Origin of the sequence: Legionella sp. (genome assembly GCF_965140895.1) — a bacterium.
Taxonomy (GTDB): domain Bacteria; phylum Pseudomonadota; class Gammaproteobacteria; order Legionellales; family Legionellaceae; genus Legionella.
Genome location: NZ_CBCSKT010000013.1, coordinates 55,720 through 67,454, shown reverse-complemented (window position 1 = coordinate 67,454; position 11,735 = coordinate 55,720). Strand labels below are relative to the sequence as shown.

Here is an 11,735-nt window from a genome sequence, read left to right as displayed (position 1 = left end):
ACCGCATTGCCTGAACCACCGCCTGTAGCGGTGAGCGTATAACTATCCCCTACCATAGGCGTTGCTGGGGGAGTACTATTCAATAAAATCCTTTGCTCTTTTTTTTGTAAATTATCTAATTTGATGACTGCCGATTGAGTATGGCTCACTGAAAATAAACAGTATCCATTCGCAATTTGCCTACAGTTACTTGGCTTGTAATTTGAAGACAGTACTTTGATGCCCGCAGCTGGATAATCATGTTTTGTAGTAGTCGTAAGGCTTAAGTTCATAGCAGAAATACGATATCTCTCACACGCATAGGGTCCTTTGCCATTCAAACATAAATTAATATCTAATAAAACAGGATCCCCTGTTTCAGTAACATTGAATAAATGCCCATTTTTTGCATAAGCTAATGAGCCCATCCATAATAGTGCCAAAATGAAAACATGAATAATAAATTTCATTCTTAATTCTATCCTCACTACCTACTCCAATAAATAATACATCCTATTGCTTATATAAAAACAGCGACTATCCGTAGTTAATGATTAAACTCATACTCCGAAAATATTTAATAAAAACATTCGTGGCAAATGAATATTAGATTCAACAATATGAGTTAGTATTCGACTTACTAAAAGGCGGATTCAACTCGCTAATGCAACCACACATTAACTACTAAAATAACATATTAGAAGTTTTAAATCCTAATGTTTTTCAAGGTACTTATACTCAAGAAACTTCAAAATGCTAAGTTTTTAAAAACTGAAAGTTGTCATTAATTCGCCCATTAAGGGCATTTCCAATATATGGCAACGTGTCAGTGAAAAAGCCAGAAATAGCCTCTTTAAAATCCTTAGCACCTTTAAAACAACGATTATTTCTCACATGTTCATTCATCACCCGCCATAGCCGCTCTATGGGGTTGAGATTTGGGCTATATGGAGGAAGGAAGTGCAACTTAATATTGAGCGCCTTGGCATGTTCAACGACCAATAAAGAACGATGATAAGGAGCCATATCTAGAATCAAGTGGACTGTTTTATCAGCATGATGAGACCGGATTTTATCCATAAAAGCTATTATGGATTCTGCATTAATCGTCTCGTATTGCGATGTAATTGCTTCTGCAATATGACCCAACTGAATCGCACCAATAATGTTTAACCGTGTACGACTCGCTGTTGTCCCGACATGCCTTACTTTGCCGGTTCTTATCCAACCATAAGCCAGTTTTGTAGCCTGTGTTGGGTGTACTGAGTCCATGAACAAAATAGGCTCTTCACTACCAGCTTCTTCTTTCAGTTGCAGGTACTTTGCAACAAACTCCTGTTGTAACTGGGCATCAGCCTTATGCGGAAGGCCTTTGGGCTTCTTATAGCTAAATCCGTTGCGATGCAGCCATTTGTGCATTCCTGGTATGGTATAAGTAACACTGTAACGCTCTTGCGCATACAAAATAATCTGATGATTATGGTGATAAAGCTTTGCTTCTAAATGTGCAATTAGCTCCTGGGTTTGTTCTTCGGTTAATTGCCCTTTCGAACCACCACTGGCATCCTTAAGTTTGCCTTCTTGATACTCTTGAATATGTCTAATAATCGTTGATTGATGCAGGCGAAGTGCCTGACTTATTTGAGGAACTGTCCAACCTTCCGAACGTAATAAAATGGCTTTAATACGATCGCGTTCCTTGCCATTTTCTTTTAGGGCATGCTCTCGTTCAAGATAATCTTTTTCTTCTGGTGTTAAGTAGAGTCTTTTCATGCCGCATAGCATGATCTTCTTGATTTAAAATAGCAAGCATTTTGAAAGATCATGGGTATATATAGAATTATCAGCCAGCATTGCGCACAAATTACATATATGGTTCCTGAGCTCAACCCAGTGTATCCCTTTTTATGTCTGGAGTCGCCTTACACACCTATGACCCAAGTTACTGACGAAGGGGGGCAATCCATTAAGGTGGAGTGTCATAAGCTCTCTGATGATCTTTTAGGACATATTCACAGTTTTATTGTGAACGATAATCTAGCCTACCAAGAAATAAAATCACATATTCTAAGTGTATCCTTACCTCAGAAGGAAGATGATTTGATCAATTATGAGCAATGTGTGGTTAAAGTTGCCAAGGAGGAAATGGAAAAGTCTCGGAGCGAGGCGCTTCGGCGGCACGGTCTATTTACCAAAAACGATATCACTGCCTATGATCGAATTAGGACGTCCAAAGCTGAGTTATCTGATGTGTGTGCAACCTACCACATCATACAGTAAAGGAATCCATCCCTAAAAAAGCGGGGATTTACTCTGCATCCTTGTCAGTTGCCTGCGTAAATCGCTGGCTATCAAATTACGCGCCTCGATGCTCTTTTTCTATTGCCTCGTAGATCAGAGAGAGTGTGGATTACAGCATCAATAAAATATTGAGTTGCCGTCATTACATGCGAGGCCATGCGCATTATCACTGCTCCAATCCCTCGTGTACCCATGAAAAGCGAGTTCACTTTAGTTGCAAAGACCGAGGCTGTAGTGCCTGTGGCAAAATCGCTACGGATAACTGGTTACAGAAGAATAAAGAACTTCTACCACCCTGCCCGTGGCAGAACCCTCAACTGGCATGTGCACCTTCATGTTTCTGTCACTCGGGGCGGATTAACAAAGGACCTGCAAATGAACTATCTTTAGTTAGTTATCGTGCTTGTGCACAGCCACAACACACATTGAAGCCAACTCCGGCCCGAGTCCAACATCCTGTCAACTGAAGCAGCTGTGCCAAACGATTTTTATTATAGAAACATTATTGCGTTTAGCCAGCTACAAGTGACTCAATACCGTGTAAGATATTTCTTATTTTGATAACAAGGCGTCGCACAGACCACCAAAGTCGGCGCCATGCTGAGTCAGCAATATGTCAAGTACTAGAAACCCTGCCTACACGTTTGTCCCAACGCATGTCTACTCTGATACGTTAACTCGGCGTTGATTCTGTTTCATTTCTTTACGCGTCTGAATAATTGCAGCAACATCGCCACCAATGTGTGTTTCACCACGCGCTTTTGCCAACTGATTTTGTTTTTCTCGTTCTTGATGGCGTTGTTTTTGTATCTCAGTATGCTGATCAATGCAATGCGGGCAACTAACCCCCTGAACATAAAACTCGCTACGCATATCTTCTTCGCTAATCGGCAAACGACAGGCGTGACATTGTGAATAACTACCCTTTTCCAATGAGTGATTTACTGCAACGCGATCATCAAATACAAAGCACTCCCCTTCCCATAGCGATTCAGCTGCTGGTACTTCTTCTAAATACTTTAAAATACCGCCTTCCAAATGATAGACTTCTTCAAAACCTAGCATTTTTAAGTAAGCAGTTGATTTTTCACAGCGAATGCCCCCAGTACAATACATCGCTACCTTTTTATGGGTTGCAGGTGAAAGGTTCTCTGCTACATATTGAGGAAACTCACGAAACGATGCGGTATTTGGATTGATTGCGTTTTTAAAAGTCCCTATTTGTATTTCGTAATCATTTCGTGTATCAATGACAGTAACATCATCGGAACTAATTAATGCATTCCATTCCCCAGGTTTTACATAAGTTCCAACAACATCATTGGGAGATACTCCCTCCACGCCTAAAGTAACAATTTCTTTTTTCAATTTTACTTTAGTTCGATTAAAGGGCATTTTATCAGCAAAAGATTCTTTATAGACAATATTCGCCAATGAACTATGTTCATTAAACCAGCCATAAAGAGCATCAATTGCTTCTCTAGTTCCAGCAACAGTGCCATTTATACCTTCTTCAGCCAATAATAAACTGCCTCTGATTTTATTAAGTTTCATAAAACTTAATAAAGGCTCTTGTAACTGCAGATAGTCACTTAATGATACAAATTTATAAAGCGCAGAAATTACGTAACTCATATGAACTCACTTTAAATACCGAAATTAATTGTGGCTTTATTATACACTATCCTTTGCTAGAATTGTATGAATTATCCAGTTCATCTAAGGCCCAAATCGATTAAAAGCCTCCCTGTTTTAATCCTTTTTCAGTAATGAATTAAGATATAAAAATCTTCGACACTTAAAACCTTATCTAAACCCAATTGCCTTGCTTTCTGAGCCAAGGGGAGAACTCTCCTATTAATATGCTAAATGTGCTATTGTTTATCGATTTATCTAAAATATGGAGAATGCTTTCGTGCATCGTGATCAAGATATAAACCATCTAATACCCAATGCAGTTCAAAATTTATATACACTCTGCATGGATGTTCATCATAAAAATCCGTGTCTTTCCGGAGCTAAGAATTATGATTTAGCAACCTTAAGAACTGCAATCGCCCAATACGATACAATTATAGAAATAGACAATGAATTTAAATTAAACCAATATGTTCAAAATGCATTACGACCAGATCATCAAAAGTCAATCCGACTAGACGTTGCAGCTTATCATGATGAGATTTCGCTACTAAAAATTACCGAGTTTGAAGGGGTGATCGCTGGCGTTTCAGAAGCAAGTTATTGCATCACTTTTGAATTTAAAAAAGGACTCCCCAAAAAGCATTTTTTCTGTAAAGCGCACAATTTTGACGAGTCGATTAAGCTATTAATTAATAATATTGCAGAAGAAGATATAGAGGTTATCTCTAAAAAGCAATTTCGCATTCAAGCCAAACCATTAACCACATTATTTTGGCAAAGTAATTGGGAGTATGCAGAAATTGAATCGCATTATGATGAAGTAAGCGATGTGTTTATGAGAGAAAAAGTTGAGCAATATATTCTCCCATTAGCGAAAAAAGACACGCCGCTCGTACTCATTGATGTCGGTGGTGGAAAAGGACGATTAGCGATAAAATTGATAGATAGGCTTATCCAAGAAAAAATCCCTTTCAAATATATATTTATAGAGCCTGACTCATCTCAATACGCTACCGCCCAAATAAAATTTGAGTCCTATGCAGAACAAAATATTGAAGGCATTAATACGACATTAGAGGGTTTTAGCAAGACGGAAGAATATAAAGAATGTTACCAAAAAGTTCATGGCATTATCCTCTCCGGAGGCCCTATTAATGAAAATATTGTCGATAGAGTTGATGCTGAAAAAAATTTACGCCGATTAATTCCACTCCTAAGTACCCATGGAATTATACTGGCCTCAGGCTTATCTCCTGTACTCTTTACTAAAAAAGATTTTGTAGAGCAATATCATTTAAACGTATTAGGTACAAGTAAAAGAAATCCATCCATGTATCCCGTTCTTCCTGATTCTTTATATCAGTGTTACGTGCTTAAGAAACAGCACGAACAAATGCAAGAGCAGGAATTAAACGATTCAAGCCCCACTTCAATCAATAAATTATAAAATTAGTTTCTTTTTAAATAATGTAGCCTGGTGCTCGCAACCAGGTTTTCCTTAAACAGCAACCCAACTCCAGCTAGAGCAACTTTTACCAGTCCTTGATTAATATTGATGCGCATATTCCCCGAGACAGGTATAATCAATTTTTTTTCTCATCATAAAAGCACCACTCATGTTTTTGTCCAATACCTAATGAATTTCCTGGCTCGGATTGGTAGATAAGGCAATTATGCCGCGTTAAATCTTCTGGATACAAGGCTAGAAAATCATTCACCGCCGGAATAAGGTGTACCTGACCAAAACTCATCGGCGCATTAATACGCAGAAGCCCCGATGGGATTTGATGTTGTTGTTGTATTATATCCGCAGCATCATTAATTTCAGATTTAATTCGTTTGCAATGCTCATAAAAGAGTTGGCCACTTTCGGTGAGGGTCATTGTACGCGTGGTTCTTTGAATCAATTGAACTCGAAGTTGATTTTCTAAGCGGCTAATTCGCTTGCTAATAACTGAAGAAGAAATAAATAATTTTTTAGCCGCAGCCGCGAAAACTATCTGTGGGTAATCAGGATGATTATCAATGACAAATTGATGGTCCGGCGTAACATCATATAAACAGCTGGCGTCTTTGATGAAATCGTTTAAGGTGAGCTTAGATAAATACTGTTTAGCAAACTGCTTAATCGCTTCAGCTTCATTAGATTCTGGCCATTGTTGCATTTGCATCTAAATTTTTCCAATCTAGATACGCTTTTTCTAAAAGCGGAATGTCGGCAGGATTATCATAATAGGCTTTACGAAATGCTCGAATTTCGCCAAGTCCCCCCCCTTTTGATACCCTTTTTCATACTGTTCAATACATAAAATTGATAATCCGGCATGCGTAGCTTTGTAAAGTGTTGCACTACCAATACCGTCGCAACCAATAATAATGAGATCGTATATCTTATTTATTTCCTGAGGTTGTCAATAGATTATTAGTACTGGGGCTGTGTATGTCTTTTGATTCATACTTAGCTGCGCTATAGTATAAAGAACGTAATGATAGAGAATACTATGGCAGAAATCATTAATCTTAATAAAAAAAGAAAAGCCAAAGCTAGGCTAGAAAAGGAAAAAAAAGCTTCTGAAAATCGCATAAAATTTGGCAGGACCAAAAAGGAAAAACAGATTGCGAAACAAGAAAATGAACGTCAAGAGCACCATCTGGATGGTCATAAATTGGAAGACAAGGACAGCGAATAAAATACAACACTGTAGGCTGGGCTTTGCAGCCTGAGAGCGTTACATCAAACGGCCAGACATTGCCAATTCTCGTCTCGTTCATTACAACGGAACTTCTCTGCTTTTTAAGTTCCTAAATCATCGCACCAAACAAACTCAATATACTGAGCTACATCCTTTTGATTTTATTACTCGATTCATTCAGCACCTTCCTGAAAAAGGATTTCGACTCATTCGATACTTTGGATTTCTTGCCAATCGCTTGCGTGCTCAATTAGGGCCTATTGTCTCGTCTCTATTTATCCATCAGCCCAATCCAAAACAACGTTTTTGGGCTTTGCGAGTCAAACACCAATCAGGGAGCAATCCACTCGATTGCATCCTCTGTAAACAGGCTATGCGGTTGTCTTTCCTGCTCTTTAAGCTCTCCTCCAGACAGCTGATGAATTACACCTCGCAAATCGCCCTGCAAAAACCAACTCGCATCAATTAACGGGATTACTACGTCTTTTTTTCAAAAATACGTTCATTAGAAATCCTTTTTGGATTAAATTTATTCTTAGCTCTATTCCTTCTTCATCCATCACACCACAACCATCGATAAACCATGACCATTTTACTGTACAAAGTTATTCCTTTCTTCTTTTGAATTTCCTATAACCTCGAGATATTCCACATGCAATAGATTACTGGTTAACTACAGCGTATGGAAGGCAATCCTTTGAGAGAAGGGCAGCTAAACAAGGTTTTTTAGAATTATATAAAAAAGAGCTAGATTGTCGTTCTGATGGATTGTTAACACAAATGGATTGTCATCGGGCGTTTCGTTCAGCGCTGTATCAACATATGAATTTGAACAAGGCATTAGTATTGCCCCAATTAGGAGAGGAGTCCATTTCATTACACCAGGCCTTCTACTAAATTAATCCCTTAATTCCATGTCTTTCTACAATGTTAAGTAATTTTAAAATAGCTCCATGAGCATGACGCTTTCCTTGCTCTAAACCGCGAATCATTGCAGGACTCACATTTAAATATTTAGCAAAAACGGCTTGGCTTAAACTCTGCTTTTTACGTAGTTGTTGAATTTCCTCCCCTGTAAATTCGTGCACTACAGGCAAATCCTCATTGGTAAGATTTCGCAAAGTTTTTTTATCAATAATTTCAGCAGCATATAAGCCCTGAGCGAGATCATTAATTGTATCTTGTATGTTAGACATTTTTATTTACCTCAAAAAGTTCACCTAAGTTTGTTAATTTAGTAATTTGTTCTTCTGTAAGCGAGAGCATGATATCTGCCAATTGCTTTAGTTTTTTAAGCTCTGCTGTTGTCACATTCCCCTTCTCATTTTTAGAAAATAAATGTAACCAATAAATTCCATTATCCTTTTTAAACGCAAGGATACTTCTCGAACCTCCACTTTTCCCCCGCCCTTCTTTTGTGGCGACTCTTAATTTGTATAACCCTGCCCCTAATGAAAACTTTAGCTGTTCGTCTCTACCCAATTTGATAAATGCGGTTAAAGTTTCAATTAGAACTTTATCGTTTAAATCAACTTTCTTTGCTTCGTTATTAAATTTCTTCGTTTTAAAGTGATTCATAAAAGCACCAGAATGTAATACACTGTATTATAATACATGGTGATATAGATTTTCAATATTGATTTGAATGTTCTCTTTGTTTTAGCGTCAATAAAACGGGGGGTGTTTACTTTTTAATTCAATTTAAAAAGTTCAACATATTCAAGCCAAAATCGGTAAATTATTATGGTAAAATACTCTAGGTTAAATTATTATTAGGTTCATTGAGATTGTAAACACCCCATTAAAACAGTGTTTTTTAAACGTATAAATCGAAGGTCAGAATGCTTCATTGTAGAAATGCATTAATGGGAACAATTAAAAGCTAAATAATTGATGCAACTTTCGTAAGTTTTCACTCTATTTACTCCATATTCATATATTTTGTTATTTAACATTAGGGTAATGCTGATTTTAGATTTTGGAAAAAAGAGAAGGGAAGACCTCTTATATCCTATTAAAGCATGAGATTGTTCTTTAATTAGATTTAGAGGAAAAATCATTACTGTACTATCAAATTTATAGTCAAATACATTTTGACATATATCTTGCCAGTTATTTGAAAAAGTTTTTAAAATATTATTTCCACAATCAGTCCAGCCATTTTTTGCGGCTATATTTAATCTGGAAAAATTCAAATCTCTCTGAATCAATACCGGATAGAATTCATTGTTAATCTTTATATTTTTTAGATTTAAATTAAATGATTCAGAAGTGTTATTCCTAATAATTAAGCAGATAAGGGATTGGTATCAAAATGACATCTAAAGGATGAAAAATCTTATCTATCATAAACTTTTGATATTTCGAATTTTGGTGATCCAATCAAGCACTGCTACAAAGATTTCTGCTTTGTGTAGTACGCCTGTATCTTTATCAACCCATGGAACAGTTGGTGGAGCAGCAAGTACGTATTAACGGAGCGACTTATTATCTATGGCGTGCCATGGATGAAGAAGGTTATGAGCTGGATGTATTTCTACAAAATCGCCGCAATAAGAAGGCAGCTATACGCTTCCTATCTCGGCTGTTGAATGCCTATCCTAGGCCTCGGGTCATTGTAACGGACAAGCTAAGGAGCGACTCGAAACCCATTCACCAAATGTGCAAAGGCGCTGAGCATCAGTCGCATAAAGGACTCAATAACCGGGAGGAAAATGCCCATCAGCCTACGCGCAGAAAAGAAAAGTGTCTCATCCGCTTCAAATCACCAGCAGGGACTCAGAGCGTCCTGACACTCATGGGGAATACTCGAAATCTCTTTGCTGTCGCCGTTGGGTGTTACAATAATTCAGCATCTCAGCAGAGAATCCAATTTCATAACACTAAAGAACTTTGGATAGCGGCTTCCACCGAGATTCTTTGCACCTAAAATTCAATCAGACGCTCTTTCTTGCGTTAACAAAAGTTAAATTGACGATGCCAGCATCTCTGTTAGTTCTAATTGTTTCTCTAACTAAGGCGTCTAATTCAATTAAACCAGAACAAAGCGAGGTGACACAATTAGTTGAACACTTTTAGGGACGGTTTTGGGAGCTCTAAGTTCTCTTCTTCCATAGAGGGTGTAATGACTTCAGTATAGAATAAGCCAGCAAATTCTTGGGGAAACCTTTCAGGTTTTCTACGAGCGTCTTTAATTAGTTTTAACACCAGTTCATGTATCTTCTTTTTATAAGTTAGTTTTAATTCTGAGTTTTCTGGTACTAACAGAATATATTTTATGGATTCATGCTCATCAGCTGTTCTTTCAAAAAAAAATTGCTTTAATTTTTGTAGGTTATTGGCTTTGATCGCTATTGCTAAATCGATTTCTAGCGCCATTTGTATTAGTGATCGTTGTCGCTCCCTAATTTTTTTTATTAAAAAATTAGGGAGATCATTTTCCCCTAATGAATTACCGCCGGATATTCTTAAAGCAAATTGTTTCAGGGCATCAGTGCTGAAACAATTTTTAATAATATTCCATTCATTTATAATTAATTCATCAAAAGAAATTTGTGCAACACGTCTCAGTTCGGTAGTGAAGTCACGACAAAAGAATCGTTCAGCAGGATGATCCCGTTTGATGTAATTTTTTTCAAATCCTGCCCGGTTTTTTATGGATTGAAAAGGGTTTATCTCTGAGGTAAAGCTACGAAAAGAAGCGCCAAAATCAACGCGGACTAGTCGATGATTCATATCATCAGTGACTACACCCAAGTTTCCTGAGTGCATAGAAAAATCGCCTATTAATAAAGAGGTAACTACTGCTTTTTCATAATTTTGATAGAGATAATTTCCCTCATTATTTTGCTTTAATAATTGATTTTTAAGGTATTGACCTTTAGCGAAAAAACCTTCTAAAAATTCTATTTTGATTGGTCTATCTATATAACCGGCACATTGGTATAAATCGTGGTAATTTTTAAAATAGGTAGAACATAAATATATATCCTCTGGGGTTGACAGTTTAGAATCGCTGTTGATTGCAATTAGATTAATTTCTGCACCATAGTTTGGTGTGGCTATATTAAAAATTTTAGAGCCAAGATATTCGGCAATGTTATTCGCTGGGTTTTCTCGGTCGCGTTTAACTAAGTACACTGCTGAATTTTTTTTATAGAGTCCACAATAAAGATCTCCTTTATGTACCCCTCCTTTTTTTTCATCAATTTTTTTCCCTAATTCTTCCAAGTTTTCATACATGATGTATTCTCCTATCATCTTTGGTTTATATTGCAAGTACTGTGCCAATTGCGTGATGTTAATTTGGCCTCGTCATGGCCGTGTCAACTTAAATTTTATTAACGCAAGAAAAGGGTGGAGCGAATTTTAGGCACAAAGAATCACTGCAAGAAGGGGCATTGTCATGTATGGACCCAGCCCTGGATGCAAGAAGAAATTCAATAAATTGTTAGAAAACGAGATAGTCTAGCACAATAAGGAATAATACAGGCCTACAGAATCCTATGTTTACCTTCTAGCAAATAAACACAGTTTAATGTTTTATTAACCAGCGTCACTAATGATTTGATACGCCATGTTTATGAACACAAAAATAAACAGATAGATGGATTTACCAAAAAATAAAATGAGGATCGATTGGTTTATAATGAAACTTGCGGAGTATCCTTGTAGCTATTGAACGAGAAAAGAAGCATGATTTGATTAATGCATTGAATCCTGAGTGGAACGATTTATATCAATTGCTTCTTTAAAGATTGTGCTATTGTGGGGGAGATCCCTAGACTGCGATCTGGATGACGTGGGGAGTTACGTTTTTTTAACTCTAAGTGGGTTTCTTATTTAAAATAAAATTAGCTATGTGAGTATCATCGTTATGTCTAGAAAAATAATACACGTTATTGATGAATATAAGACTTTTTTACTTGATAGAAAGCGCGAGATTGCGGAACTATTAAACCTCAACGAGGAAGAGCTTGAGGACGAAGAGGAGCTTGAGGACGAAGAGGAGCTTGAGGACGAAGAGGAGCTTGAGGACGAAGAAGAGCTTGAGGACGAAGAAGAGCTTGAGGACGAAGAAGAGCTTGAGGACGAAGAAGAGCTTGAGGACGAAGAAGAGCT

General features: G+C 37.3%; 12 protein-coding genes and 2 pseudogenes. 7 read left to right on the top strand and 7 right to left on the bottom strand.

All coding sequences use genetic code 11. The features are described 5' to 3' along the window. On the bottom strand, nucleotides 1–449 hold a 449-nt coding region (locus ACQY7T_RS02125), incomplete at its 3' end, for a hypothetical protein (protein ID WP_428411069.1). A gap of 286 nt (nucleotides 450–735) precedes the next feature. Continuing rightward, nucleotides 736–1,764, bottom strand: a complete 1,029-nt coding sequence (locus ACQY7T_RS02120) for an IS630 family transposase (RefSeq protein ID WP_428411068.1) — start codon at nucleotides 1,762–1,764, stop codon at nucleotides 736–738. 39 nt (nucleotides 1,765–1,803) lie between these two features. Here ACQY7T_RS02120 and ACQY7T_RS02115 point away from each other — a divergent pair, with 39 nt between their 5' ends. Together ACQY7T_RS02115 and ACQY7T_RS02110 are read left to right on the top strand one after the other, a co-directional pair. Continuing rightward, complete coding sequence (locus ACQY7T_RS02115; RefSeq protein WP_428411067.1) at nucleotides 1,804–2,259, top strand: hypothetical protein; 456 nt, start codon at nucleotides 1,804–1,806, stop codon at nucleotides 2,257–2,259. A gap of 113 nt (nucleotides 2,260–2,372) precedes the next feature. Then, a pseudogene (locus ACQY7T_RS02110) lies at nucleotides 2,373–2,667 on the top strand (transposase zinc-binding domain-containing protein); the annotation flags it as partial. 273 nt (nucleotides 2,668–2,940) lie between these two features. Here ACQY7T_RS02110 and ACQY7T_RS02105 read toward each other — a convergent pair. Next, entirely contained in the window at nucleotides 2,941–3,915 is a 975-nt protein-coding gene (locus tag ACQY7T_RS02105) for a rhodanese-related sulfurtransferase (protein ID WP_428411066.1), read from the bottom strand. 280 nt (nucleotides 3,916–4,195) lie between these two features. Between ACQY7T_RS02105 and ACQY7T_RS02100 the strand changes: the two genes are divergently transcribed. Beyond that, nucleotides 4,196–5,368, top strand: coding sequence for a hypothetical protein (locus tag ACQY7T_RS02100; RefSeq protein ID WP_428411065.1), 1,173 nt, complete (start codon nucleotides 4,196–4,198; stop codon nucleotides 5,366–5,368). Nucleotides 5,369–5,504: 136 nt separating this feature from the next. On the opposite strand, the gene ACQY7T_RS02095 is transcribed toward ACQY7T_RS02100, so the two are convergent. Beyond that, nucleotides 5,505–6,092, bottom strand: a complete 588-nt coding sequence (locus tag ACQY7T_RS02095; RefSeq protein ID WP_428411064.1) for a LysR family transcriptional regulator — start codon at nucleotides 6,090–6,092, stop codon at nucleotides 5,505–5,507. A 330-nt stretch (nucleotides 6,093–6,422) separates the two neighbouring features. Here ACQY7T_RS02095 and ACQY7T_RS02090 point away from each other — a divergent pair, with 330 nt between their 5' ends. Beyond that, complete coding sequence (locus ACQY7T_RS02090; RefSeq protein ID WP_428411063.1) at nucleotides 6,423–6,611, top strand: DUF4169 family protein; 189 nt, start codon at nucleotides 6,423–6,425, stop codon at nucleotides 6,609–6,611. Between the two features lie 37 nt (nucleotides 6,612–6,648). Next, a pseudogene (locus ACQY7T_RS02085) lies at nucleotides 6,649–7,083 on the top strand (transposase); the annotation flags it as partial. Between the two features lie 424 nt (nucleotides 7,084–7,507). Here the strand turns inward: ACQY7T_RS02085 and ACQY7T_RS02080 are convergent. Together ACQY7T_RS02080 and ACQY7T_RS02075 are read right to left on the bottom strand one after the other, a co-directional pair. Then, complete coding sequence (locus ACQY7T_RS02080) at nucleotides 7,508–7,810, bottom strand: helix-turn-helix domain-containing protein (protein WP_400188945.1); 303 nt, start codon at nucleotides 7,808–7,810, stop codon at nucleotides 7,508–7,510. Next, a complete protein-coding gene (locus ACQY7T_RS02075; protein WP_428411062.1) occupies nucleotides 7,803–8,192 on the bottom strand; it encodes a type II toxin-antitoxin system RelE/ParE family toxin in 390 nt (129 codons plus the stop codon). Before ACQY7T_RS02075 ends, ACQY7T_RS02080 begins: the two co-directional genes overlap by 8 nt. Nucleotides 8,193–9,066: 874 nt before the next feature. On the opposite strand from ACQY7T_RS02075, the gene ACQY7T_RS02070 reads away from it, so the two are divergent. Next, on the top strand, nucleotides 9,067–9,543 hold the full coding sequence (locus tag ACQY7T_RS02070; RefSeq protein WP_428411061.1) for an IS6 family transposase: 477 nt from the start codon (nucleotides 9,067–9,069) through the stop codon (nucleotides 9,541–9,543). A gap of 131 nt (nucleotides 9,544–9,674) precedes the next feature. Here the strand turns inward: ACQY7T_RS02070 and ACQY7T_RS02065 are convergent, their stop codons facing one another. Then, complete coding sequence (locus ACQY7T_RS02065) at nucleotides 9,675–10,892, bottom strand: hypothetical protein (RefSeq protein ID WP_428411060.1); 1,218 nt, start codon at nucleotides 10,890–10,892, stop codon at nucleotides 9,675–9,677. A gap of 598 nt (nucleotides 10,893–11,490) precedes the next feature. Between ACQY7T_RS02065 and ACQY7T_RS02060 the strand changes: the two genes are divergently transcribed. Beyond that, nucleotides 11,491–11,735, top strand: a 245-nt coding sequence (locus ACQY7T_RS02060) for a hypothetical protein (protein WP_428411059.1), incomplete at its 3' end; no start/stop codon positions are given.

What these genes read in the sequence shown, in the direction of transcription:
- ACQY7T_RS02075 (WP_428411062.1), bottom strand. Translation starts at nt 8,192, where the DNA reads ATGAATCACTTTAAAACGAAGAAATTTAATAACGAAGCAAAGAAAGTT.
- ACQY7T_RS02080 (WP_400188945.1), bottom strand. Translation starts at nt 7,810, where the DNA reads ATGTCTAACATACAAGATACAATTAATGATCTCGCTCAGGGCTTATAT.
- ACQY7T_RS02090 (WP_428411063.1), top strand. Translation starts at nt 6,423, where the DNA reads ATGGCAGAAATCATTAATCTTAATAAAAAAAGAAAAGCCAAAGCTAGG.
- ACQY7T_RS02105 (WP_428411066.1), bottom strand. Translation starts at nt 3,915, where the DNA reads ATGAGTTACGTAATTTCTGCGCTTTATAAATTTGTATCATTAAGTGAC.
- ACQY7T_RS02120 (WP_428411068.1), bottom strand. Translation starts at nt 1,764, where the DNA reads ATGCTATGCGGCATGAAAAGACTCTACTTAACACCAGAAGAAAAAGAT.
- ACQY7T_RS02095 (WP_428411064.1), bottom strand. Translation starts at nt 6,092, where the DNA reads ATGCAAATGCAACAATGGCCAGAATCTAATGAAGCTGAAGCGATTAAG.
- ACQY7T_RS02115 (WP_428411067.1), top strand. Translation starts at nt 1,804, where the DNA reads ATGGGTATATATAGAATTATCAGCCAGCATTGCGCACAAATTACATAT.